Below are 24,791 nucleotides of genomic sequence, written 5' to 3' on the forward strand. Positions count from 1 at the left end.
GGAGATCGCATGAGCGTCACCGCCGATTTCAGCAAGCTCGTCGTCAAGGCCTACCAGGACAAGACCCTCGCCGAGCTGGTCGACTCCCCGGTGAGCGCCCTCACCGGCGTCAGCGCCGGAGACGCGAAGCTGCTCAAGGAGGCGTTCAACATCACCACCGTGGGCGACCTCGGTCGCAGCCCGTACTTCCGCACCGCCCAGGCACTGGTCGCCCTGAGCGCCGCCAAGTAACGACGTCGGCAGCGCCGGGTCGAGGCACCGATCGTCGAGCCTGACGGTCGGTGCCTCACCTGCGAAAGCGAAACGACCAACATCCTTTAAAGAAGCTTTAAGAAGCTGTCGGGTGTGATCGGGAAGCGCCTACCATACGGCGGCCGTGGCCGTCCGGGTCAGCGCCGTCGTCCGCTCGTTGGGAGTGACCCGTGTCGTACGCCTCCTTGCCCGATGAGGACGCGAGCCAACCGCCGTCCCGTCACCGCCCGCCGAGTTGGCTCGCCCGCAACAGGTGGGGCATGGCCGCGGGGGCCGCGGTCGCGCTCGTCATCGCGGCCGCCGGCGTGTACCTGGGCAATGGCGACGTGACGCCCGAGCCGTCGAACGCGGCCAACGCCCTCGAATACCCGTCGCCGTCGGCCGGGCAGGCCGAGTCACCCGGGGTGGCGGCGTCGGCCTCCGCGACACCGGCTGTCTCCGCGACCCCGCCGGCATCCGCGACGCCGTCGAACGCGGCCACGCCGAAGGTCCCCGTGACCGGTTGGGTGCCCGTCGACCGGGCCGCCTGGAAGGCGCAGTCGGACGCGTACAAGGCTCTGCAGGTCGATCCGGTCCCGGCCGGCGTAGGCAACCTCCCGGAGTTCCGGGCGGACTGCCAGTACAGCCACCGGCTACCGGACGACCCGATCGTGGCCCCCGGCCTACCGGGCGCGTCCCACATGCACTCGTTCGTCGGCAACAAGGCCGTCGACGCCAACACCGTCGCCGGGGACCTGACGAAGTTCACCGCCACCTCCTGCAAGCCGGTCCAGGACCACTCCGCCTACTGGGTGCCCACGCTCTACGACAACGCGACCGGCAAGCCGGTCGAGACCACGGGTTTCCGGGTCTACTACCGCTCGCTCGCGAAGAACTCCACCGGCCAGATGCCGATGCCCAACGGCCTGCGCATGATCTCCGGTGACGCCAAGAAGAAGAAGCCGACGCCGCGCGGCGCGACCGGCCAGTTCTACTGCGCCTTCTACGGCCCCGGCGACCTCGACGGCATCGCCCGCAGCACCAACGGCAACTGGCCCATCTGTGGCGGGGACGCGACCCTGCACTTCATGATGCAGTTCCCGGACTGCTGGGACGGCAAGCACCTGGACAGCCCCAACCACAAGGACCATGTGGCGTACGGCAGCGGCAACGCCTGCCCGACCAGCCACCCGGTGCGGATCCCGGCGATCACCTTCGACATCCAGTACCCGGCGAAGGGCACCCCGGCGGGCTACTACCTCTCCTCCGACAAGGAGGGCAAGAGCGCTTCGTCGATGCACGGCGACGCGTTCGTGATGTGGGACCTCAACACCATGAACAAGCGCACCAAGAACTGCGTGTTGCAGCGCCGGACCTGCGACAACTACGGCTACCAGAAATAGCCGGGGCCAGGCCCGTGTCGGCCTGGCCCCGGGGTCTGCGTGGGTCAGCTACGCAGCGTCCACTGCTGGTTCGTGCCACCGTTGCAGGACCAAAGGATGATCTTGGTGCCGTTGGCGGTGGCGGCGCCGTTGGCATCGAGGCAGAGCCCCGACTGGACGTTCGTCACGGTGCCGTTGGTGTTGACGTTCCACTGCTGGTTCGTGCCGCCGTGGCAGTCCCAGATGATGACCTGGGTGCCGTTGGCCGTGCCCGCCCCGGAGGCGTCCAGGCAATTGTTGCCGTACACGGTCAGTTGCTTGCTGCTGGTGGAGGTCCACCGCTGGTTCGTGCCGCTGGCGCAGTCGTAGAGCTGCACCTGGGTGCCGTTGGTGGTCGACGAGTTGGGGACCTCGACGCAGCGGCCGGACTGGCCACCCACGAGCTGTCCGTTCCCCGTACCGCTGCCACCGCCCTGCTGGCGGACGATCGAGGTCGACTCGGCCGACCGGTTGCCCTGGGCGTCGACGACGTAGAGCCGGTACTCACCCTGGGTCGCCGGCACGGCGATGGAGGTGGCGGTGCCGCCCGCCCTGGTCATCGTCGCCCCGGCGGTGAAGGTGGTGGTGCCGTACGGAGCCAGCCAGACCGACCTGGTGGCGTCGCCGGTGCTGCGGATCGGGATCGACGCCGTGGCACTGGTGACGAACGTGCTGGCCGGCAGCACGTAGTTCGGCGCGGAGAAGGTGCTCGCCGGGATGATGTCCCGGTACGCGTCCTCGAGGCCGGAGTTCGCCGCGATGCTGTAGGCCGCCGCCGGCCAGACATAGTCGGAGGAGACGAGGATGTCGGCGACCGTGCTGTTCGGCAGGTTCTTGTTCGAGACCTTGTTGATCGGGCCGTAGATCTGCGTGATGCTCAGGTCGTGCTTCCGCCCGAAGTCGTCGGAATTGATCATCCAGGTGACGTTCTTGTCGATGCTCAGGACGTTGTCCCGGAACGTGATGAACGCCGACCCCTCGTCCGGGTGCAGTCCGTATTTGTGGCCGGAGGGGACGCCCTGGAGATAGTTGTTGGTGATCGTGGTCCCCGGCTGGCTGCCCAACGTGTAGATGGGCGCCGTGTCACTCAGGCGCTGCACCGTGTCGATGATGTGGTTGTGGCTGATGGTGTTGTTTCGCGCCGTCGTGGTGGGTCGGTTGGGCACGATCGAGCCCGACGATCCGTCGAAGTTCCACCAGCCCCAACCCAGGGTGATGCCTGACCACGGGGTCTTCTCGATCCGGTTGCGTTGGATGGTCAGGGTGTCGGCGAAGTACGCCGAGATGGGGCTGTGCCCGTTGAACAGGACAGCGCTGTCGTAGAGGTAGTTGTTCTTGATGTCGATGTTCTTCGGCAGCCCCTCGACCTGAGCGGAGTACTTCTCCCGGTTGGTCGACGTGCCGTCTCCGATGTAGACGTGCTGGGGATGGCCCACGGTGATGGCGGACCCGGCGATGTCGTTGGTGGCGTTCCCGATCAACTGGGTGCCCTGCACGTCGTTGACCATGTTGATTCCGTCAGCGCCGGTGTGCTCGATCCGGTTGCGTTGCAGCAGCAGGCCGTCGGCGTTCTGGATCTGGATGATGCCGGGAGTGACGTCCACGTTGCGGTAGTAGTAGACGTGGAAGTTGCCCTTCGCGTACGCCTGGGCTCCGAGGTTGCCCTGCTGCGCCTGCTTGTAGGACGAACCGGCGACGTTGAACAGGTTCCAGTCCGAGTGCCGCACCGTCAGGCCGGAGAACGTGATGTTGCGGGCGTGGTTGCTCGTCGAGGTGCCAGCGACCCGCAGCACGGTGGTCACGTTGTTCGGCGCATAGACCGTCGCGGTCTGCATGTTCTCGGCGCTGGCCTTGTAGTAGTAGACCGTCTTGGCGCCCTTGTCGTAGTAGAACTCGCCGGGCGCGTCCAGGAACTCGTACGCGTTCATGAGTTTGTGGGTGCCGCCGACCTGGGCGTTGCCGTTGAAGGCACCCTGGGCGATGGCCGCACCCGGTTGCTGGAACAGGGCGACCCGGCTCGCGCCGTCGGAACTCGTGGTCACCTGGCGGGCGCCCACGATGGCCGTGGTCCAGGTCGTTCCCGTCTCGATCTCGATGTCGTCCTGGTTGCGCGGAACGGCGGGGAAATCGTTCAGGTTGTACCTGGCGCCGTCACACTGCGACCCCGACTCCCAGGCCCATGCGGCCTGACCGGCCGTGATGTTGTACGTCCCGTAGCACCCGCCCGAGCTGATCGTCTTCGACGCCATGTAGGCACGCTTGTCGTTGACGTAGAGCGCACGCAGCTTGTTGGCGCGGTCCAACGGCGCCTTCCAGATGTTGCCGCTGTGCTGGGTCCAACCGGTCACCTGGACGCCACCGTCGAGAATCGGCTTCTCATTGGCGTACGCACCGTAGACGACCCGGAATCCGTTGGTGCCGGAGTCACTCTGACCGAATTCGACAGTGCCGCCGATCGGATAACTCCCACCGCGCAGATACACGTTGATGTCGCCGGTCATGTTCGCATTTACCGTACGAACGACATCCCGCGCACGCTCCAGGGTCCGGAACGGCGATTGCAGGGTTCCGGGGTTGGCGTCGTTACCGTCCGGGGCGACGTAGTACGTGGCCTGGGCTGCGGCCGAGGCCGGCAGCGAGTTTGTCATCACGGCCGGCAACGTGGCGGCGACAAGCGCCGCCACCGCCAACAATGACACTCGAGCGGTGGATACGGCTGACTTCACGTCTGTTCCTCCCACTGGTCGTCGATGTGGTGCCCAAAGCGCGTATCGAGCGACGAGTACGGAACAGCGACGCCACTAAGGGCCGGTGGGGACTTCCGTCGCCCCGACCGCACTCTTTGTTAACCGCCCCGAAATTCTTACTGGGAGCGTAGGTCACACGTCTGACGAATGCAACCGTCAATTGGAAGGCGTCTATGCAGAAATGACCTCCTACCGGGCAGATCGGCCACACCGACCGCGTACCCCTGCTCACGTCGTCCGACGAATCCGTAGCGACGAGGCGGGGCTCGCCAGCCGGCGCCGTCGGCACCGGGAGCGCGGGTGGCGCGACCCTCCTTTGGAGCTGAATCGCTTACGGCATCACCGACAGGCGTCCCGGCGCACGGTGCGTCCTCGCGCGCGGTGCGTCACCGCGCGCGGTGCGTCGCGACACCACTGCCATGGGCCCTCTCGCCTGATTCGTCTGCGGCATCAGCTCCACAGGCACCGCGGTTGCTGAGCCCCGCCAACGCCGGCCGGCACGAGAGAGTCAGCGGCCACCCCGGACCTCGCCGACGGTCAACCCGCCCCGGGCCCCGATCAATCGAGACGCCGCGACGCCGAAAGGTTCCGAAAGTTTCGGCGACCCAACAAGTCAAGGCACCGCCCTCGGCACCGCCCACGTCAGCCGCACCGAACCCTCGCCAGGCAGCCCGGGGGCCGGGAGCGCCGCATGGATCACACATTGACTTACGTTGATGTTCTGCTTACAGTCACCAGCGAAATACCGAAAGTTTACCGAAAAGTAACCCGGAGGTCCGGCCACCTTCCGCAGGTCGCCACGCAGCGACGGCGGCCCAACGTCGGTCCGTTCCGGCGGCTGACCAGGAGGAACCCCAGCGATGTCGCAGCTCGTCCTGTTCGCGATCGACATCTGCGCGGTGGCGCTGCTCGTGTTCGGGCTCTACTTCCCGCGGCACCGCCGGCGCGACCTGGTCGTCGCCTATCTGGGGGTCAACGTCGGCGTCCTCGCGGTGGCGAGCGCGCTGAGCGCCAGCGACGTCGGCGCCGGGCTCGGGCTGGGGCTGGCGCTGTTCGGGGTGCTCTCCATCATCCGACTCCGATCGACGGAGCTCGACCAGCACGAGGTCGCGTACTACTTCTCCGCTCTCGCACTGGGCATTCTCGGCGCGCTCAGCACCACCTCGGTCTGGCTCAGCGCGGGCCTGATGGCGCTCATCGTCGCGGTCATGTTCGTCGGTGACCACCGGCGGCTGCTCCGGCACTACCGGCACCAGATCATGGTGCTCGACTCCGCGGTCACCGATCAGGTCGCTCTCGTCGCCCAGTTGGAGCAACTGCTCAACGCCCGGGTGCACAACGCCATCGTCCAGCGGCTCGACATGGTCAACGAGACCACCGTGGTCGACGTTCGGTACTCGGTCGCCCGGCGCAGCACGGCGGCCGGCACCAGCAAGCGGGTACGAATCGGAGCGGTCCGGTGACCGCGCCACCGCTGGCGGGGCTGGCACCGATCGCACTCGCCGAGGTGATCGACCGAGCGGCGCTGCAGAGCAGGGTGGACCGCAAGTACGTGATCGCGGTGGACGAGCTGCCGCACCTGCTGGACCAGTTCGTCCCGTACGCCCGGGTGCTGGACATCGATGGTGAGCGCACCTTCCGCTACGAGTCGGTGTACTTCGACACGCCCTGTCTGGCCAGCTACCACTGCGCCGCGTACCGGCGGCGCAGGCGCTTCAAGGTACGGACCCGGACCTACCTCGACTCGGCCCAGTGCTGGCTGGAAGTGAAGATCAGCGGAGCACGTGGACGGGTCACCAAGCACCGACTGCCGTATCTCGTCGAGGACCGCCGCACCGTCCGGTCCGGACGCGGGTTCGTGAACGGTGTACTCGACCGCGAGTCGATCCTGTCCGACCTCGCGGCCAGCCCGCTCGAGCCGGTGCTGGTCACCAGCTACCGTCGCTCCACTCTGCTGCTGCCGGCGACCGCGAGCCGAGTCACCATCGACACCGGCCTCACCTGGCAGGACGGTGACCGCACACTGCGACTGCCCGGCATCGCCGTCGTCGAGACCAAGACCAGCTCGGCTCCCTCGCTTGTCGACCGCACCCTGTGGCAGCGCGGGTCCCGGCCCGTACGCATCTCGAAGTACGCGACCGGGCTCGCGGCCCTCCGGCTGGACCTTCCCGACGTGCCATGGCGACGGACGCTACGCCGCCACTTCCGCGCCAACCCGCCTGCGGCGCTCCCGGAGTTGACCGTTCCCACCCGATCAGAACAGGAGGCATCGTGCGCATGACCACCCGCAACACCGGTCTTCCGGTGGTGGCCCTTCGTGCCGCCGGGATCGTCGCCGCCACCGTTTTCGCCGCAGGCCTCCTCGTGGTGCATTCGCCACAGGCCGGCGCCGAGCCCGTCGCCGCAACCCAGGTCGCCGAACCCGTCCGCGAACTCCTCGCCGGCACCGAGGCCGCCGATCCCGGCGCCGCACCGACCGCGGCAGACGATCTGGTCGGCGACATCACCTTCTCCGTGCCCAGCGGCACCTTCCAGGGGGAGCTGGCGGTGACGCTGGGCAGCACGGTCAGCGGCGCCCAGATCCGCTACACCACCGATGGGCAGCCGCCCACCGCCCAGTCGTCGCTCTACGCGGGCTCGGCGCTGCGCTTCACCCGCACCACCCAGTTGCGGGCACAGGCGTTCGTCGGCCAGACGCCAACGGGTGCACCCGGCACCGCCATGTACGCCGCGCAGAACGTCACCACCGCCCACGACCTGCCGGTGGTGCTGATCGACTCGTACGGTGCGGGCCGGCCCGACCGCGAGTACCTCGACGCCACCACCATGATCTTCGAACCGACGAGCGGCGGCACCACGTCACTTTCGGCCGCCCCGACGCTCAGCACCCGGGCGGGATTCCGGCTGCGCGGCAACTCGTCCGCGACGTTCGAGAAGACGCCGTTCCGGGTCGAGTTCTGGGACAACGAGGATGACGACGCCGACCACCCGGTGCTGGGCATGCCCGCCGACTCGGACTGGGTGTTGCGCGGCCCGTTCCCCGACAAGGCGCTGATCCGCGAGGCGCTCGTCTACGACCTCGGGCGCGAGATGGGGCTGCCGGCTCCGCGCTACGCGTTCGCCGAGTTCTACCTGAACACGGACACCGGACCGGTAGGTGCCAGCGACTACATGGGCGTCTACATGTTCATGGAAACGATCAAGAACTCCAAGGACCGCCTCGACCTCAAGCAGTTGGACTCCGACGACGTGACCCTGCCGAAGATCCAGGGCGGGTACATCTGGAAGTTCGAGTGGATGGCGGCCGAGGAGCCGACGTTGCCGTGCACCGGACCGGCGGCGACCTGCTGGAACTACCTTGAGGTTGCCGATCCGTCGCCCCTGCAACCGCAGCAACGCGACTGGTTGCGCGGTCACCTCCAGGAGTTCAACGACGTGCTGCACTCGTCGAACTTCGCCGACCCGACCACCGGATACCGCAAGTACATCGACGTCGACTCCTTCGTCGACCTCATGATCGTCAACGAGCTGAGCCGGGAGATGGACGCCTACGTCCGCAGCTCGCACTTCTACAAGGACCGGGACAGCAAGATCTTCGCGGGTCCGCTGTGGGACTTCGACCTGAGCTTCGGCGTCGGTGGATTCTTCGCCAACGACCAGGTGTCGGGCTGGCAGCACCAGCAGACCCGGCAGCCGTCGGCCAACGACTGGTTCGCCCAGTTGCTGCGCGACCCCGCGTTCGTCAACCAGGCCCGGTCACGCTGGCAGACGCTGCGACGCGGCCTGCTCTCCGACGCCGCGCTCCAGACCCGGATCAACGCTCTCGCGACACCGCTGACCAACGCGGCCCAGCGCAACTTCCAACGCTGGCCCAACCTGACGTCGCCGACGGTCAGCTTCTTCCGCACCCCGACCTCGCCCACCTGGCAGGGGCAGGTCCAGGTCATGCGGGACTGGATGCTGCGACGCGCCGCCTGGCTGGACTCCACCGCCGGCTGGGGTGGTTCCGTCACCACACCTCCGCCCACCACGCCGCCACCCACCACGCCCCCGCCCACCACGCCGCCGCCCACCACCGGCTGCACCGCGACGTACGCGGTGACCAGCCAGTGGACCGGCGGCTTCCAGGGCGAGGTACGGGTCACCGCGGGGACCTCGGCGATCAGTAACTGGACCGTGACGTGGACCTTCGCCGGCGGCCAGAACGTCACCCAGGCATGGAACGCGACCGTCACGAGCCAGGGATCCGCGGTCACCGCCCGCAATGTCGCCTACAACGGCGCACTCGCGGCCGGCGCGAGCACCACGTTCGGGTTCCTCGGTTCGTCCTCGGGCGCGCCCAGCACACCGACGCTGAGCTGCACGGCGAGCTGACCAACCAGGGGCCCGGGGCCGAGTCGACTGTCGAACCGGCCCCGGACCTCCGGTCACCTGATGGTGAATTCCGCCAACCGCAGCGGGGAGTCGAACACCAGGTACACGTCATGGGTGCCGACAGCTCGGGCCAACTCGGTGCCGGTGCTCACGTACCGGTAGTCGTCGCCGGTGCTGGGCACGGTGGCCGTGCCGAGCAGCCGGCCGGTGGGCGACCCCAACCGGATCTGGATGGTGCCGGCACCCGCGCCGGCCCTGGCGACCTTCGCGGTGAAGGTATGCGCGCCGGGACGCAGCGCCGAACCGGCGAAGGAGATCCACTGACCGGCCTCGGTGGCGCCGACGGCCGTACCGCTGGGCTTCGTCTCGTCGACGAGCCGGACCCCCGCGTACCTGTCGAAGGTCTCCGCCCGGGTGGGCCGGGACAGGTCGCGCGCCGGGATCGTCTCCCCGCGCACACGCACCGCGGCCCGGGCCCGGATGTCCCCGGCGGACGCCCCGACCATCAGGTCGTAGGTGGACGACTCGACCACCCACCGGCTGCGGGTGACGTCCCAGTGCGCCAGGTCGGCGGCGGGCACCCGCAGCGTCACGGTCCGGGTCTGCCCGGGCGCGAGTTCCACCCGCTGGAACGCCTTGAGCTGACGGATCGGGGTCGTGTCGCGGGACGTGCGCTGATGGGTGTAGAGCTGCACCACCTCCGAGCCGGCCCGAGTGCCCACGTTCGTCACGTCGACGCTGACCCGCACGGTGCCGTCGGCCGCGACCGACTGGGCGGCGGTACGCAGTTCGCCGTACCGGAAACGGGTGTACGACAGCCCGTGGCCGAACGGGTAGAGCGGTGTCGCGTTGCTGTACAGGTAGGTCTGCCCGGACGAGATGATGTCGTACTCCAGCAGGTCCGGCGGCAGTTGCCGGTCGGAGCGGTACCAGGTCTGGGTGAGTTTTCCGGACGGGTTGCGGTCGCCGAACAGGACGTCGGCGATGGCGTGCCCGGTCTCGGCGCCCGCGTGCGTGGTCCACACCACGGCGGGCACGTGCTCCTGCTCCCAGTTGAGCGTGACCGGGTAGCTGGTCTGGAGCACCAGCACCGTCCGCGGATTGGCCTTGACCACGGCCTTGACCAGCGCCTCCTGGCCGGCGCTCAACGCCGTGGAGGACCTGTCGTGCGCCTCACGGCCGTTGATGAACGGGTTGCTGCCGACCACCAGCACGGCGGTGTCGGCCACCCTGGCCGCCGCAACGGCCCGGTCGATCCCACTGCTGAGCAGCTCGCGACTGAAGTGGGTCGCCGTGTCGGGCGTGGAAGCGCCGAGCTTGAGCGCACCGTCGTCGCCGACGGTGACGTACTTCTCGGCCCCGAACCAGCTCTCCTTGGTCTCGTAGCCGACGTAGCGCAGCACCACGGTTCCGTCGGCCTGCGGCTCCAGCTTGAACTGCTGCTGCACGTACCAGCCGTTCGGCTGCTCGTCGCGGGTGACGAACGGCCCCCAGTTGTAGCCGAGGTAACGGCCGTTGGCGGCGTTGCGCAGCGTCACCACGTCCTGGCCCCAGTCCACCACGTCGAACTGGGCGGCGAGTGACGCGGTGTCGCCGGTCGCGGCGACCGGGTCGGCGTCGGTGGTGCCGGTGGCCGTGACGTACCGGCCGGTCGCCGGGTCCTTCAGCGCGATCCGGTCCGCCCCGTCGAGCCCGTCGACGCTGGCGGACGCGCCCAGCCGTTCGCGGATGCCGTCGAGCGCCGTCACCTGGTAAGGCAGGTCACCGCCGTACCAGTCGGAGTAGAGGGTGTCGGCCAGCGGACCGAGTACGGCGACCTTGCGGGTCCGGGCCGGGTCCAGCGGGAGAGCCTGCCGGGAGTTCTTCAGCAGCACCATGGCCTCACCGGCAGCCTGCCGGGCGAGTCGCTGGTGTTCCGGGCTGTTGATGACGTCCGGGGTGATGCCGCCGTACCGGCCGCCGCCCGGGTCGAACTCGCCCAGCCGGAACCGGATGTTCAGGATGTCGCGGATCCGGGCGTCGATTTCCGCCTCGGTCAGCAGGCCGGTGGCCAGCGCCTGCTTGACGGCGGTGACGGTCGGCTGGGCGTTGGTGTCGTCGGTGATGAAGCTGCTGAGGCCGGCCTTGACGATCGCCGCGTTGGCCTCCGCCTGGGTGGGGTAGTACTTCTGGGAGTTGACGAGGTTGTTCGGCGCCCAGGCGTCCGTGACGTGCATCAGGGACTGGTCGGTCCAGCCGCGTACCACGGTGTCCAGGTCTGGGTCGACGGTCGCGGGACGCCCGTTGACCAGGTTGTACGCGGCCATCATCCCGGTCGCGGCGTCGGCGGCGATGGCCGGCTCGAAGGCGGCGCGGTCGTACTCGTTGAGCACCCGCGGTGGCACGTTGGACGAGGTGACGTCTCGCCGGACCTCGTTGTTGTAGGCCAGGTAGTGCTTCAGGGTAGGGGCGCTCTTCAGGTGGTCCGGGTCGCCGCCGGTCATCCCGGAGCCGTACGCGGTGGAGATGGCGCCGGTGAGCACCGGGTCCTCCGAGTAGCCCTCCTCGTTGCGGCCCCACCGGGGGTCGCGCAGCAGGTTGACCACCGGTGCCCAGAGGTTCAGACCCCACACCCGGGGGTTCTGCGCGTGATAGCCGCGCGCCTCGTCGCCGACGGCGGAACCCACCTGCCGGACCAGGTCGGTGTTCCAGGTGCTCGCCATGCCCACCGGCTGCGGAAAGACCGTGCCGCGGGCCTTCACCACCGCGCCGTTGTTGTCGATGTCGGTCGACCAGGCGACCCCGTGCAGGGCCTCGGTGCCGGTCTTGAACAGGCCGATGCCCAGTCGGGGTACGGCCGGCTGGTACTGGTGCAGCCAGGAGATCTTCTCGTCCAGGGTGAGCCGCCCGAGCAGGTCGTCGACCCGGGCGTTCACCGGCAGGTGGGGATCTCGGAACGGGTAGGTCGGTTCGGCGAGCGCGGTGCCGGGAACGGCGGGTAGGGCCAGCAGGGCAAGCGCGAGCGCGGTGATTCCGCGCCGAAGGCGCCACTTCCGCATGCGGTTCTCCTCTTGTCGTACGACAGGCGCGATTCAGCGCCAAGACCGGTGTGGCCAGGCTCGACACCCGGCTGACGGGCCTGAACGACGAATCATCGAAGCGCTTCGACGACCCCACCGCGGCACCACGGTCAGGAAGGTGCGCGATTCGCGCAACTATAGGTGGGCATCTATGCGCGGACAAGGCCGGTCCCCGCCGCCCGGACAGCGGATGCCGGGTCTGTCTCATTGCCGACCGTCGCGCCGACGTCGAATCGATAGCGTGGACTATCAGCCGCCGTCCGGAGGGGTGACACGTGGATCAGAACGATCCGGATCCTGGTGGCTCGGCCAACCTGTACGAGCTCTTCCTCGCCCTTCTGTCCGGCCTGGGAATCGGCCGGCCCACGTGGGCTCCGTGGCTGTTCGGGGCGTTGATGGCGACGGCGACGCTGGTCTCGCTGGCACCGCTCCTGCGCGGCGCGGCTGTCGTCGTCCGTCAGCTCAAGGGGTGGTGGGACCGGCGCCGCGATCCTCGACGCGTGCGACGGCGCGCCTTGTTCGCCGACCACGTCGAGAGTCAGCTGCGACGCCTCGACGAGCGCGAGGAGTGGCGCGACCATCGGTTCGCCCGGCTGGAAGCCGAGGTGGAGATGGAGGGCGGTCGACGCTTCCTCCTGCCCCGTCGACTGCATCGCGGGCGCGACGACCTCCGTCGGGAGAAGTCGCTGTCCTCGGCGCTGCAACGCAGTACCGAGCGGTTGATCGTCCTGCAGGGCGAACCGGGGTCGGGCAAGAGCGTGGCGATGCGTAACGCGGCGCGGGCGCTCGCGGGCCGGGCCATGCGACACCCTCGGCTGGACAGCCGGATCCCGCTCTACGTCAACCTGAAGCAACTGCGCCCGGTGGACGGACGTCTGGACGCGGAGACCGTCCGGTCGTTCGTGCTGGACCAGCTCAACCGGGCCAACAGCCGCGACGTCGAGCAGTTCCTGGACGACGAGTTCACCTCGGGCATGCGGGACGGCACCTGGCTGTTCCTGTTCGACTCGTTCGACGAGATCCCGGAGGTGCTCACCGCCACCGAGCTGGACGCCACCGTGGGCCGCTACGCCGATGCCCTCTACGACTTCCTGCACGGGATGAACGTCAGCCCCGGCGTGATCGCCTCCCGCGAGTTCAAGGGCCCGCGCCGCTTCGGCTGGCCCCGGTTCACCGTCCAACGGCTGACCGACCGACAGAAGCGCGAACTGATCCGCAAGGCGGACCTGGCACCCGACGCCGAGGGGCAGGTGTACGCCGCCCTGGCCGGCGCCGACCCGATGGTGACCCGACTGTCCGGAAACCCGATGCTGCTCGGCCTGCTGTGCGAGCACGTGCGGACGACCGGCGCCTTTCCGAACTCCTCGCACGCGATCTTCGAGACCTTCGTGCGCAGCCGGCTGGAAAGGGATCGGGAGCGGATCGGCCAGCGGTTCTCGGTGGACCCGGACGAGCTGCGGCAGGTCGCCGAGGAGATCGCGTTTCGCCTGACCGCCGAGTTCGGCGTCGGGCTGAGCCCCTCCCGGGCACAGGTGGCCAGGCTGCTCGACGGCATTCTGATCGACGGCCGGCCGATCGACCCAGCCCGGCTGCACAGGCTGTTGGACGCCCTGGAGTACGTCAAGCTGGCTCAGGCGCCGGAGGGCGGAAGCCCGGGCGACGAGGTGCCGTTCACCTTCGCCCACCGCCGGTTCCAGGAGTACTTCGCCACCTGCGTGGTCATCCGCGAGCCGAACCGGGTGCCCGTCGAGGCCCTGCTCCTCGACGGCCGTTGGCGGGAGACCGCCGTCGCCCTGCTCCAGACCCAGGACGGCGAGGCGGTGACGGCCCTGATCGCGTCGGCCGGCGGGATTCTCGCCCGAGGCGCGGCGACGCTCGCCGCCCCGGACGATCCGCTCGCCTTCCAGTGGCCCCCCGACAGCCTGCACCTGCTGGACCTCCTGGACACCGGTCTCGCCGGCCGACCCGAGGACGTGCCCGCCTCGATTCGAGCCAGCGTCACGACACTGCTCGACGCCGCCTGGGCATCCCAGCGGCGGCACTACCAACTGTGGGCCGTGCAGGGCACGCTCCTCGCCGAGCCGTCGACGGCCGAGACGATCCTGGAGGAGTCGTTCTCGTCGAAGAGCATGCTGCTGCGGGGTGCGGCCTACAGGTACGCCGGGCGGCTACCGGCGGTGCCGGCACAACTGAGCCGCCACCTCCGGTTGGCGCTGATCGACCAGGCCAGTCAGGGAAGGCTGCTGTTCGACTGGCCAACCGTCCGGGCGCAGTTGTCCCGGCTGCACGAGCCGGGGCCGCAGCTTCGCGCCGCGCGGTTACTGCGGTGGAACACGCTGGTGACCCCCCTACTCGTCATTCTGACCTTCGGCGCCGGCGCGATCTTCCAGGGTGCGGGGCCGCGGATGGGATGGGCTGCCGGCGGGTCTGCCGCCGTCGGCATCATCGCCGCGATCTGGGTTGCCGGGTTACTGGTGAACAGAGTGCGATCCACGGTGATGCCACCCGGCAACTGGGCGTTCAGCACGTTCGCCAACGCCTGCGTCCGACTGCTGGCGCTGTTCACCGGGCTGGGCATCGCCCTGTACCGGGAGTCGGGGCTGCCGCAGCCTCCGGTCGGCCACACGCTCTGGGGCGTAATCTTCTTCGTCGCGCTGCTCTACACGGCCTTCTGGCCCGCGGCTGCGGTCGCCGCCGTGGCCTGGGGTACGACCACCCGGCTGCTGGCCTGGCCGTTCCTCCCGCTGATCGTCGTCCCGGCGGCCGTCATGGCGTTCGTCCGGATCGGGTGGGGCCAGCGGCTCAGGGGGATCGTGTGGGCGGTCGCGACCGTGGCGGCCCTACCCCTGTCGCTCCGAGCGTCACTGTGGGCGAAGGACACGCACCCGCAGGTCACGGCCGCCATGACGCCGGTCGTCTACGCCCTCGCCGGCCTGGTGGCGACCTGGGTCACGGTGGCCTACCTGCGGCACGAGTGGGCGGACCGTCGACGACTGCTGGCCGTGTCCGGGCAGAAGGTGCTGGACGCCGACGCGATGCGGCAGGTGGTACGACAGTTGCGCTCCGACGACGGTCTGCGGTTGCTGGCAAATCGCGTTCGCCGGCAACGCATCCTCTGTACCGACGACGCCGTGCTCGTCCTGGACGAGACGGTCACCTGCGCCGACCGACGCCGACGGGAGAACGAGAGCCTCCCGTTCTGGCCACGGCATCTGATCCGGTGGCGGACGGGCTGGTGGTCCAGCCTGTCGACCGGCCACCTCTCGCAGCAGACTCTCGACGAGCTGGCCCGGCTCGTCGCCGAGCGCACCGACAGCTCGACAACCATCGGGCAGCCCCGGCCCAACCTCACCACGCAACGAGGAGCAGCCGACGACTCCGCGCGAAGCCAGGTGACCCCTGCGCGGTGAGCCGCCGGCCTGCGGGTCGCGGTAGACCAGGCCCGCAAAGGACATCTACAATCTTCGTTGTTAACGCTCACACTCGTCCCAGTGTTGAGGCAGGAGAGGCTTATGCGAACGAGGGCAAGATGGCTCGCGACACTCGCCGCGCTCGGTGTCGTGACCGCCGGTGTGCTGACGCCCGGCGGCCCGGCCAGCGCGGAGTCCAACGGCGGCGTACGGGTGATGCCGCTCGGCGACTCCATCACCGAGGGCACACAGGTGCCCGGCGGATACCGCATCGGGCTCTGGCAGCGTCTGGTCAGCGGCCGGTACACAGTGGACTTCGTCGGGTCGCAGTTCAACGGGCCGGCCAGCCTGGGTGACCACGACCACCAGGGGCATCCCGGCTGGCGCATCGACCAGATCGACGCGAACATCGTCGGCTGGCTCAACACCCAACGGCCGCAGACCGTCCTACTGCACATCGGCACCAACGACATCCTGCAGAACTACAACGTGAGCACCGCGCCGAACCGACTCTCCACGCTGATCGACCGCATCACCACCACCGCGCCCAACGCAGAAGTGTTCGTGGCGCAGCTCACTCCCCTCTCCAACAGCAACCAGGAAGCCGCCGTTCGCACCTTCAACGCGGCGATCCCGGGCATCGTGCAGAGCAAGGTGAACGCCGGCAAGCGGGTCCGCCTGGTCGACATGCACAGCGCCCTCACCACCGCCGACCTGCTCGACGGCGTACACCCCACGGCCGGCGGCTACGACAAGATGGCCGCTCGCTGGTACAGCGCTCTGCAGTCGGTGCCCGGCAGCATCGGCGACCCGGGCAGCGGCGGTGGACAGACCACCGCCATCGTGGGCGCCCGGTCCGGCAGGTGCGTCGACGTCCCCGGCTACTCCACCACCAACAGCACCCAGGTGCACCTGTGGGACTGCCACGGCGGCACGAACCAGCAGTGGACGTACACGACCGCCAAGGCGCTGACCGTGTACGGCAACAAGTGCCTCGACGCCGCCGGCTACGGCACCTCCCCGGGGACCCTGGTCACCATCTACGACTGCCACGGCGGCGCGAACCAGCAGTGGAACGTCAACGCGAACGGCACCATCACCGGGGTGCAGTCCGGCCTCTGCCTGGACCCCACCAACCAGGGCACCGCCAACGGCACCAAGCTCGTCCTCTGGACCTGCACCGGCCAGACCAACCAGCAGTGGAGCCGCCGCTAGCCGACCCGATGCCGTGCCGCCGAACGTCGTGTTCGGCGGCGGCGGACGGCCACTCGCCGCTGAGCCCGACCCCCCAACTGAAGGCTCGATGTGCGCGGAAGATCCGACGTACCTCGTCCCTGGCTGCCTCGTCACCAGATTCGTAGATGTCCAGCAGAGCGGTCAGGGCCGCAGCGGCCTCGGCTGCCACCCCGGCTTCCTCCGCAGGCGGCGCGGCGGCTGACAGCTTCGCCTGCCAGTCCGGATCCGTCAGGTCCACCGGGCGGTCAGCGATGTCCCGGAGGAGGGCATCGATGACGGCGACGTCTTCCCGAATCGCGGCGAGGTTCATACCAGGGGAATGAATGTATCGCCTGCCCGCCCAGGTGCGGGGAGATCATTCCGGCGGCCCGTAGCCGACTGAGCTGCTCACTGGGACGGAACGTTCGGTAGCAGGTCGTCGTCGCGTCCGGTCTGGGGCAGCCCGGCCACAGCGGCGATGGCCTTGACGGCCTCGTTCAGCCCAGTGGTCTCGGGTAGGACGAGTTCGTCGGGCCAGCCCAGGACGTCGTGGGCGGCGTACCAGCCGCTCATGTGCTCGGCGGTGAACTCGCCGGCCTGCGGGCGGGTGAGGTGCCGGCGAAGGGTCTCGGCCAGGGACACGTCGAGATAGCAGAACAGCGACCGGCCGCGGTGGTCGTCCCGCAGGGCGGTCAGCATGCTCCGGTAGCGGCTGGTGTGCAGGATGCCCTCCAGCACGACGTGATGGTCGTGGTCGAGGGCGAACCGCACGGTCTGCTCGATCAGCGCAGGCGCGATGCCGCCGGGCTTGTCCCGTTCGCACAGCAGGATGCGGCGCAGGTAGTCCTGCTCGACCAGGGCGCAACCCCGGCCGTGCCGGCGTCGTAGCTCGCGGGCGATGCTGCTCTTGCCGGAGCCGGAGTTGCCCCGGATACAGACGAGGATCGTGTCCGGGCTGCCGGTGGGTTCAGCGAGCACGATGCCTCCTGTCGCGGATCGTGGTGGTGCGCATGTGTCCTCGACCTGTGTGGGCGCGGGGTGGGCACGCCACCCCGCGCGATGAGCGCAGGCATCCACGGAACACTGACATGTCCCAGCAACGCGCGTGTGGCTGCGATCGGATCGGTGGTGCGCCCGTCAACCTGACGGGCCTGTTCGCGCAGGTGGTTGTACAGGCGGGACAGGGTGCCGTCGGCGGCCCAGGTCCCGAAGTAGTGGTAGGTAGAAGGTCATGTGTGGCCTTGAGAGACGAACGGGACGGTGTGGTTACCTCCGCTCGTACCGCAAGTGCCCACCGCATGTCACCACGCAACGCCGCCGTGGTCGACCAGCCTCGGCATGGCCGCTCACACTCCCTATTTCACAGGCACTCAGGTATCCGTGACAACGCGGTCCCCAGCGACGCGCTAATGCTGGCCTCAGGTTGACCGGGGACAATGAGCGGCAAAAGCATCGACTGGAAGGGGGCGGGCCTCCGTGCACATCATGATCGCGGATGATGACGCGGCCATCCGTGAGTCGCTGGAGCGGGTGCTCCAGGTCGAGGGTTACGACACCAGCACCGTCGCCAACGGTCTCGCCGTGCTCGACGGGGTTGGTGGGGCCGGCGGTGACACGCTGGACCTGCTGATCCTCGACGTGATGATGCCCCGCCTCGGCGGGTTGGAGACCTGCCGGCGGTTGCGGGCCGCGGGTCAGGATCTGCCGGTGCTGATGCTGACCGCCCGTGACCAGGTCTCCGACCGGGTCGCGGGGCTGGACGCGGGCGCCGACGACTACCTGCCCAAGCCCTTCGCCACGGAGGAGTTGCTGGCCCGGGTGCGGGCCCTGCTGCGCCGGCGCACGCCGACCGACGGGGAGTCGCAGGTCCTGTCGTTCGCCGACGTCCGGCTCGATCCCGACAGGTTCGAGGCGTGGCGGGGCGGGCGGCCGCTGCGCCTGACCCGGACCGAGTTCTCCCTCCTGCAGGTCCTCGTGCGCAACGCGACCCGGGTCTTGACCCGCGACGCGCTGTTCGAGGCGATCTGGGGCTTCGACATGAGCGCCACCGCCAACAACCTCCAGGTATACGTGAGCTACCTGCGCCGCAAGATGGAGGCCGAGGGTGAGCCGCGATTGATCTACACGCTGCGCGGCCTGGGATACACGTTGCGGGAGACTCCTCCGTGAGCATGCCCGCCGGCCGGGAACCGCGCCGGCTGACCCGATGGTGGCGCCGGAGGTCCCTGCGGACCAGGCTGACGGTGATCGCGGCGACGGCCATCGCGGCCAGCGTGTTCGTGGCCTTCCAGGTGGCCATCGAGCTACTGGACTCGGAGCTGCAGGACACCGCCGAGAATCAGCTACGCGCCGACTCCCGCGTCCTGGCGACGAATGCGGAGCGCGCCGGTCTGGCGCAGGTCCAGCTACCGCCGTATCCCGGATCCGGTCGGCTGGAGCGGGTCATCCTGCCCGACGGCTCGACCCGGACGCCGGCCGGCCAACCCGCGCTGCCCCCGGTCAGCGAGCACGCCGGGCGCGTGGCGCAGGGCGCGTCGGCCGACCTGATGGAGTCGAACGACAGCGATGGCGACGGTTACCTCATCTACACGCTGCGGGCGGGCGACGGCGCGGTCCAGGTGGCCCGCGTCGCCGACGACAGCCCGATCACCCGGTTCGGGTTGGGCATGCTGCTGATCGGGCTGCTCTGCGTGGCCGGCGGCGCCCTTGTCGGGCGGACCGTGGCGCGGACCGGTCTGGCACCGATCGACCGGCTGGCCGCCGCCGCGGTACGCGTCGCGCACACCCGGGATCTCGACGCCGACATCCCGGATGAGGGCGGTGGGGAGATCCGGCGGCTGATCCAGTCGATCAACGACATGCTCGCCGCGCTCCGGGACTCACGGCGGGCCCAGCGACTGCTCGCCGAGGACGCCGCCCACGAGCTCAAGACCCCGCTCACCAGCCTGCGCCTCAACGTCGAACTGCTGATCCGGCTCGATCGGCGCGGCACCCTGGACAGCGCACTGCCGGCGGAGAGCCGGACCCGGCTGCTCAACGACCTCGGTGCCCAGGTGGCCGAGCTGAGCACCCTTGCCGCCGAGCTGACCGACCTGGCGCACGGTGACGTCACCGACGAGAGCACCGAACTGCTCGACCTCGCCGACGTGGTGGTGGCCGCCGCGACCCGGGCGCGTTCCCGCGTGCCCGACATCGAGATCGCGCTCGACCTCACCTCCGTGTGGGTGAGCGGCCGACCCGCCGGCCTCCAGCGGGCGGTGCTCAACCTCATCGACAACGCCGGCAAGTGGTCCCCCGCGGACCAGCCGGTCCAGATCCGGCTCCGCGCCGAGGGCGCGTCGGCGGTGCTCGAGGTCGACGACGCCGGGCCCGGCATCGACGCCGCCGACGTACCGCGGGTGTTCGACCGGTTCTACCGTGCCGACAGCGCCCGGGCGTTGCCGGGATCCGGTCTGGGGCTGTCGATCGTGCAGCGGGTCGTCTACGCCCACCATGGCCGGGCAACCGTCGCCCGCTCCGCACGCGGTGGCGCGCTGCTTCGGGTCGACCTTCCGGCCGCGGCCCCACCCGCCCCGATCGCGCGGCTCACCGCCGGGGAGGACACCGCGCTGCGCTGACCCGCCCCGGCGGCGCGGCGCAGGGCAAGGGACGGCGGCCCTCGGGCATGGCCCCGCGCGGCTCAGCGTCGGGACAGCACACCGCGGTGCGCCGACCCCAGCCCAGGCGCGTGGCGCAGGACCAGAGGGCGGCGACCGCCGGGCCATGAAAAGATCCGGGACGGGCCTGAGCCCGTCCCGGATCTCGACCGTGCCGCCGCGTTCACCGTCGCAGCGCGGGCTCCTCGTCCTCGGCGAGCGACTGTCGACCGTCCGGCGGCTCCGACGTCGGACGGGACAGCCGGCTCGGCGACCAGATCCGCCGGCCGATCAGCAGGGTGAGGGCGGGCACCAGGACCGACCGCACCAGCAGGGCGTCGAGCAGCACGCCGAAGGCGACCAGGAACCCGACCTCGATCAGCATCACCAGCGGAAGTGTGGCGAGGACCGCGAACGTGGCCGCCAGGACCAGACCCGCCGAGGTGATGACGCCACCGGTGGCGGAGAGGGCTTTGAGCATGCCCTCTCTGGTGCCGAGACGCACGGTCTCCTCCCGGGCCCGGCTGACCAGGAAGATGTTGTAGTCGACGCCGAGCGCCACCAGGAACAGGAATGCCAGCAGCGGCACCGAATAGTCGATGCCCTTGAACCCGAGGATCGTGTCGAAGACGAACACGCTGCCGCCGAAGGCCGCGGCGAACGAGACGATCACGGTGGCCATCAGGACCAGCGGGGCCACGATCGCGCGCAGCAGCAGCCCGAGGATGATCAGGACGACGGCCAGCACCAGCGGGATCACCAGCTTCTCGTCGCGGCTGGTGGTCACCTCGGTGTCGAGGTTCTCCGCACTCGGCCCGCCGACGATCGCCTCCGCCCCGCTCACCGCGTGCACGGCGGTGCGCACCCGCTTGATCGTGTCGTACTCTGCGACCGTGTCCGGCGCGTCCGTCGGGAACACGGAGATGTCGGCCCAGCCACCGCTGGCCTGACCCGGGATGGCCACTGCCACGCCGGGAGTGCCCTTGACGGCGTCGAGCACCCGCTCCTGGTACGCCGGCCGCGTGAAGATCGTCATCGGCTGGCCGCCGAGCTCCGGGAAATGCTGGCGGAGAACGGTGAAGCCGGTGACCGACTCCGGCGCGGACAGGAACTGGTCCTGCTCCCGCAGGGCGCCGGTGTTGCCCGCCAGCCCGATGGCGAGCACGCCGAGGATTCCGAGCGAGCTGAGCGTCGCAACCCACCGGCGGCGGCTGATGGCGGCGCCAAGCCGTCCCCACAGTCCCGGCTTCTCCTCCACGGTCGTGCTGAACCGCGGGATGGCCGGCCAGAAGATCCGCCTGCCGAGCACCACGAGCACCGCCGGGAACAGCGTCAGCATGGCCACCAGCGCGCACAGGATGCCGGCCGCACCGATCGGGCCCAACCCGCTGGTGCTGTTCAGGTCGGCGACGAGCAGGCAGAGCAGGCCGGCGATCACGGTGGCCGCGGACGCGACGATGGCCGGCGCCGCGCCGCGTAGCGCGTGGACCATCGCAACCCGGACGTTCTCGTGGTGGCGCAGTGTCTCCCGATATCGAGCGATGATCAACAGCGCGTAGTCCGTGCCGACGCCGAATACCAGGATCGTCAGCAGCGCCGAGTTCTGGTCGTTGACCACGATGCCGAAGCCCTTGACGAGCAGGTAGACGGTCGCCATCGCGGTCAGTGCGGCCGCGCCCACGACCACCAGCGGGATGAACCACAACACCGGGCTGCGGTAGGTGAGGATGAGCAGGAGCGTGACGACGACGACGGTGGTGAGGAAGACCTGTAGGTCGATGCCGTCGAAGACGGCGTCCATGTCGCCGTCGACCGCGGCCGGGCCGGTCACGTCGAGTTCCAGGCCGGCGGGGCGGTCCTTCGCGGCGTCACGCAACGGGCCGACGATGGCCTCCGGTACGCCGTAGGTCGTGCTCACCTCGAGGGTGAACATCATCGCCCTGCCGTCGGTGGAGGGTCTCGTCGGTGGGCCCTCGTCGTCCTCGCCGTCCGCCGCCGCCACCTTCGGCGGGTACCGCTTGGCAAGGGTGTTGTAGTGGCGCTCGACCGTCGCGCGATCGGCGTCGGTCATGCCGCCGGCGCGGTGGTACACGAAGACGAACGTGTTGTCCTCCCCGCCGGGGAGACTGTCCTCCAGTACCGCCACCTTGGTGGACTCGGCACTGGCCGGCAGGGTGTCCACGGCGCTGTCGGTGGTGACCGAGCTCAACTTTCCGCTCAGCGGCACCATGATCGCCGCCAGTGCCACCCACAAGCCGATCACCAACCACGGCACCCACCGGCCTGCCAACCGGCCGGCCGGCGCTTCCCCGGACGGCGCTGTGTTGACTGCCATCACTGGCCTCCTACATACGGGTTACATCGCTTTGTCGGACGCCTACTCGTACCGAGCGAATCTGAGACGACGGTTAATGCGGCGCTCAGGCCGGTTGGCAGAACCAGGTGCCCAGCGCACGCACCAGCGTGGTGGCGTCGAGTGACTTCGGGCCCAGTTGCGACGGGCCTCGATTCTCGTGCGGGTGTCGAACGGCGCTCCGGAGAGGTGGGACCGTGGTACCACCTCCCTCCCCGAAGATGACGACCGCAGTACGACGAAACAGGACGGAATCGGGCCTAGCGTTCAGGCCATGACGAAACTTGACGGCCCACTGCGGAGATTCGGGGCGGCCACCATGGCGCTGGCGACAGCGTTCGCTGTCGTCGCCTGCGGGTCGGACGCCGACAACAGTGCGGCGCCCGCCGCGGCCGGCTCGCACAGCACGCACGCTGGCGGGTCGTCGGCTCCACCGCAGCCGCTGCGCGCCGGCGAGCGGTTCGTCGACCTGAGGATGGCCGAGGCCTACACGCCCGCGCCGCCGGAGGGCAGCGGCACGGACGAGTACCGGTGCCAGATGATCGATCCGGGCCTGACCAAGGCGGCGTTCCTGACCGGGACCCAGTTCATGCCGGAGAACGTCGCCATCGCGCACCACGCCATCGTGTACGCGGTGCCGCCGGGCGGCGCTGCCGCAGTGCGCGAGCAGGACGCGAAGACCCCCGGCCTCGGCTGGCAGTGTTTCGGCGGGACCGGCGTGGACGGCGCCGAGGTGGAAGAGGGGGACGCGGCGTGGGTGGACACCTGGGCGCCGGGCGCCACGGAGACGCTGCTCACCCAGGACGCCGGCCACAGGCTGGAGCCGGGCAGCCTGCTCGTCCTCCAGATCCACTACAACCTGCTCGCGACCGACGGCAAGCCGGCCGGGTCGGACCGCTCGGCGGTGCGGCTGCGGCTGACGGACGGCACGCCGCAGACCCGGGAACTCGAGACGTGGTCGCTCGACGCGCCGACCGACCTGCCCTGCGCCGCCGACGAGTCGGGTCCCCTCTGTGACCGGGCGACCTCGATCGCGGATGTGACGAAGCGGTTCGGGCCGGAGGTCGGCGAGATGGCGGACCGTCAGGTGGAGGAGTGCAACCAGGGCGGCGCGCCGAAGCCCGGTGACACCCAGGCCTGCGACCACAAGGTGGAGGCGCCGATGACGCTGTTCGCCGGTTTCGGCCACATGCACATGCTCGGGCGGGCCATGAGGGTCGAACTCAACCCGGGCACGCCGAAGGCCAAGGTCGTGCTGGACGTGCCGCAGTTCGACTTCGACAACCAGCGGCTGGTGAAGCTGCCGTCGCCGGTGGAGATCGGCCCGGGGGACACGCTGCGGGTGACGTGTACGCACGACGCGGGGCTGCGCAAACGGGTGCCGCAGCTGAGCAAGCTGCCGCCGCGCCACGTGGTGTGGGGCGACGGCACCAGCGACGAGATGTGCATTGGCATCATGACCGTCTCCCCCCGCAGGTCCTGAGGAAGCGTCGAACGTGTGTGAGCGCACTGAGGTCAACAAGCCGAAAGCGGTGCGGCTGGGAACTACTGTCGCGCCCCCGACGGACGCGCGAGATGAAGCGCTAGATCGGCCGGGTGAGCCTCAGGTCGTAGGCGAGGGTGACGGCCTGGATCCGGTCCCGTGCGCCGATCTTGGCGAAGACCCGCCCGACGTGGGTCTTCACCGTCGACTCCGACAGCGTGAACCGTTGCGCGATCTCGCCGTTGGTGAGGCCGTGGCCGATGGCGACGAGGATCTCGCGCTCGCGGTCGGTCAGGGAGTCCAACCGGGGATCCTCCCGCACGGGCCCGCAGAGGTCATCATCGAGCCGGTCGGCGAACGCGTCGAGCAGCCGCCGAGTCAGCGCCGGTGCGATCACCGCGTCCCCGGCGGCGACGGCCCGGATGCCGGCGAGCAGCTCCTCCGGGCGGGTGTCCTTGAGCAGGAAACCGCTCGCCCCGGCCCGCAGCGCGGCGAGCGCGTACCGGTCCACGTCGGACGTCGTCAGCACCAGGATCCGCGAACGCCCGCCGGCGGCGACGATGCGCCGGGTGGCCTCGATCCCGTCGACGCCCGGCATGCGGATGTCCATCAGCACCACGTCGGGATGCAGCTCGGTGGTCCGCCGAACGGCCTCGGCGCCGTTCTCGGCCTCGCCGACGATCTCGGTGTCGGGAGTGCTCTCCAGCAGCATGCGAAACCCGAAGCGCTGCAGCGGCTGGGCGCCCACCACGAGCACAGTGATCATGAATGGCTGCCTTTCCGGGTCGCGTGGACGGTCCAGCCGCCGTCCGGTGCGGGGCCGGCGCTGACCGTGCCGCCGTAGGGCGCGGCGCGTTCGGCAA

15 protein-coding genes are annotated in these 24,791 nt (G+C 69.5%); 10 read left to right on the forward strand and 5 right to left on the reverse strand.

Annotation, left to right across the window (positions count from 1 at the left end):
• The first annotated feature begins 9 nt into the window (after positions 1-9).
• Together ABGB10_RS06260 and ABGB10_RS06265 are read left to right on the forward strand one after the other, a co-directional pair.
• On the forward strand, positions 10-231 hold the full coding sequence (locus ABGB10_RS06260) for a hypothetical protein (protein ID WP_145785213.1): 222 nt from the start codon (positions 10-12) through the stop codon (positions 229-231).
• Positions 232-422: 191 nt separating this feature from the next.
• Positions 423-1,634 carry a DUF1996 domain-containing protein gene (locus ABGB10_RS06265; protein WP_347659891.1) on the forward strand — a complete coding sequence of 404 codons (1,212 nt, stop codon included), beginning with the start codon at positions 423-425 and terminating at the stop codon, positions 1,632-1,634.
• 44 nt (positions 1,635-1,678) lie between these two features.
• On the opposite strand, the gene ABGB10_RS06270 is transcribed toward ABGB10_RS06265, so the two are convergent.
• Positions 1,679-4,378 (reverse strand): RICIN domain-containing protein, encoded by a 2,700-nt coding sequence (locus ABGB10_RS06270; RefSeq protein ID WP_347659892.1) that lies wholly within the window; start codon positions 4,376-4,378, stop codon positions 1,679-1,681.
• A gap of 881 nt (positions 4,379-5,259) precedes the next feature.
• Between ABGB10_RS06270 and ABGB10_RS06275 the strand changes: the two genes are divergently transcribed.
• From ABGB10_RS06275 to ABGB10_RS06285, 3 genes are read left to right on the forward strand one after another with little or no spacing between them, the layout of a single operon-like run.
• Positions 5,260-5,862, forward strand: a complete 603-nt coding sequence (locus ABGB10_RS06275; RefSeq protein WP_347659893.1) for a DUF4956 domain-containing protein — start codon at positions 5,260-5,262, stop codon at positions 5,860-5,862.
• A complete protein-coding gene (locus ABGB10_RS06280) occupies positions 5,859-6,680 on the forward strand; it encodes a polyphosphate polymerase domain-containing protein (protein WP_347659894.1) in 822 nt (273 codons plus the stop codon). Before ABGB10_RS06275 ends, ABGB10_RS06280 begins: the two co-directional genes overlap by 4 nt.
• Positions 6,677-8,773 (forward strand): CotH kinase family protein, encoded by a 2,097-nt coding sequence (locus ABGB10_RS06285; protein WP_347660149.1) that lies wholly within the window; start codon positions 6,677-6,679, stop codon positions 8,771-8,773. The genes ABGB10_RS06280 and ABGB10_RS06285 overlap by 4 nt, the downstream gene beginning before the upstream one ends.
• 53 nt (positions 8,774-8,826) lie before the next feature.
• Here ABGB10_RS06285 and ABGB10_RS06290 read toward each other — a convergent pair whose 3' ends face one another.
• Positions 8,827-11,811 carry a glycoside hydrolase family 3 C-terminal domain-containing protein gene (locus ABGB10_RS06290; protein ID WP_347659895.1) on the reverse strand — a complete coding sequence of 995 codons (2,985 nt, stop codon included), beginning with the start codon at positions 11,809-11,811 and terminating at the stop codon, positions 8,827-8,829.
• A 296-nt stretch (positions 11,812-12,107) separates the two neighbouring features.
• Between ABGB10_RS06290 and ABGB10_RS06295 the strand changes: the two genes are divergently transcribed.
• Together ABGB10_RS06295 and ABGB10_RS06300 are read left to right on the forward strand one after the other, a co-directional pair.
• On the forward strand, positions 12,108-15,242 hold the full coding sequence (locus ABGB10_RS06295) for an NACHT domain-containing protein (protein ID WP_347659896.1): 3,135 nt from the start codon (positions 12,108-12,110) through the stop codon (positions 15,240-15,242).
• A 102-nt stretch (positions 15,243-15,344) separates the two neighbouring features.
• Positions 15,345-16,457 carry a ricin-type beta-trefoil lectin domain protein gene (locus tag ABGB10_RS06300; RefSeq protein ID WP_347659897.1) on the forward strand — a complete coding sequence of 371 codons (1,113 nt, stop codon included), beginning with the start codon at positions 15,345-15,347 and terminating at the stop codon, positions 16,455-16,457.
• A 408-nt stretch (positions 16,458-16,865) separates the two neighbouring features.
• Here the strand turns inward: ABGB10_RS06300 and ABGB10_RS06305 are convergent, their stop codons facing one another.
• Positions 16,866-17,435 carry a kinase gene (locus tag ABGB10_RS06305; RefSeq protein ID WP_347659898.1) on the reverse strand — a complete coding sequence of 190 codons (570 nt, stop codon included), beginning with the start codon at positions 17,433-17,435 and terminating at the stop codon, positions 16,866-16,868.
• A gap of 498 nt (positions 17,436-17,933) precedes the next feature.
• Between ABGB10_RS06305 and ABGB10_RS06310 the strand changes: the two genes are divergently transcribed.
• Together ABGB10_RS06310 and ABGB10_RS06315 are read left to right on the forward strand one after the other, a co-directional pair.
• Positions 17,934-18,626 carry a response regulator transcription factor gene (locus ABGB10_RS06310; protein ID WP_347659899.1) on the forward strand — a complete coding sequence of 231 codons (693 nt, stop codon included), beginning with the start codon at positions 17,934-17,936 and terminating at the stop codon, positions 18,624-18,626.
• A 2-nt stretch (positions 18,627-18,628) separates the two neighbouring features.
• Positions 18,629-20,074, forward strand: a complete 1,446-nt coding sequence (locus ABGB10_RS06315; protein WP_347660150.1) for a HAMP domain-containing sensor histidine kinase — start codon at positions 18,629-18,631, stop codon at positions 20,072-20,074.
• A 202-nt stretch (positions 20,075-20,276) separates the two neighbouring features.
• On the opposite strand, the gene ABGB10_RS06320 is transcribed toward ABGB10_RS06315, so the two are convergent.
• Positions 20,277-22,427: an MMPL family transporter gene (locus tag ABGB10_RS06320; protein ID WP_347659900.1), complete on the reverse strand. Its 2,151-nt coding sequence runs from the start codon at positions 22,425-22,427 to the stop codon at positions 20,277-20,279.
• 292 nt (positions 22,428-22,719) lie between these two features.
• On the opposite strand from ABGB10_RS06320, the gene ABGB10_RS06325 reads away from it, so the two are divergent.
• Complete coding sequence (locus ABGB10_RS06325) at positions 22,720-23,928, forward strand: monooxygenase (protein WP_347659901.1); 1,209 nt, start codon at positions 22,720-22,722, stop codon at positions 23,926-23,928.
• A 100-nt stretch (positions 23,929-24,028) separates the two neighbouring features.
• On the opposite strand, the gene ABGB10_RS06330 is transcribed toward ABGB10_RS06325, so the two are convergent.
• On the reverse strand, positions 24,029-24,694 hold the full coding sequence (locus ABGB10_RS06330) for a response regulator transcription factor (RefSeq protein WP_347659902.1): 666 nt from the start codon (positions 24,692-24,694) through the stop codon (positions 24,029-24,031).
• Positions 24,695-24,791 lie beyond the last annotated feature (97 nt).

The sequence above is a fragment of the Micromonospora sp. B9E7 genome, assembly GCF_039871815.1.
GTDB lineage: Bacteria > Actinomycetota > Actinomycetes > Mycobacteriales > Micromonosporaceae > Micromonospora.

What these genes read in the sequence shown, in the direction of transcription:
- ABGB10_RS06260 (WP_145785213.1), top strand. Translation starts at nt 10, where the DNA reads ATGAGCGTCACCGCCGATTTCAGCAAGCTCGTCGTCAAGGCCTACCAG.
- ABGB10_RS06275 (WP_347659893.1), top strand. Translation starts at nt 5,260, where the DNA reads ATGTCGCAGCTCGTCCTGTTCGCGATCGACATCTGCGCGGTGGCGCTG.
- ABGB10_RS06285 (WP_347660149.1), top strand. Translation starts at nt 6,677, where the DNA reads ATGACCACCCGCAACACCGGTCTTCCGGTGGTGGCCCTTCGTGCCGCC.
- ABGB10_RS06290 (WP_347659895.1), bottom strand. Translation starts at nt 11,811, where the DNA reads ATGCGGAAGTGGCGCCTTCGGCGCGGAATCACCGCGCTCGCGCTTGCC.
- ABGB10_RS06300 (WP_347659897.1), top strand. Translation starts at nt 15,345, where the DNA reads ATGCGAACGAGGGCAAGATGGCTCGCGACACTCGCCGCGCTCGGTGTC.
- ABGB10_RS06315 (WP_347660150.1), top strand. Translation starts at nt 18,629, where the DNA reads ATGCCCGCCGGCCGGGAACCGCGCCGGCTGACCCGATGGTGGCGCCGG.
- ABGB10_RS06320 (WP_347659900.1), bottom strand. Translation starts at nt 22,427, where the DNA reads ATGGCAGTCAACACAGCGCCGTCCGGGGAAGCGCCGGCCGGCCGGTTG.
- ABGB10_RS06325 (WP_347659901.1), top strand. Translation starts at nt 22,720, where the DNA reads ATGACGAAACTTGACGGCCCACTGCGGAGATTCGGGGCGGCCACCATG.
- ABGB10_RS06330 (WP_347659902.1), bottom strand. Translation starts at nt 24,694, where the DNA reads ATGATCACTGTGCTCGTGGTGGGCGCCCAGCCGCTGCAGCGCTTCGGG.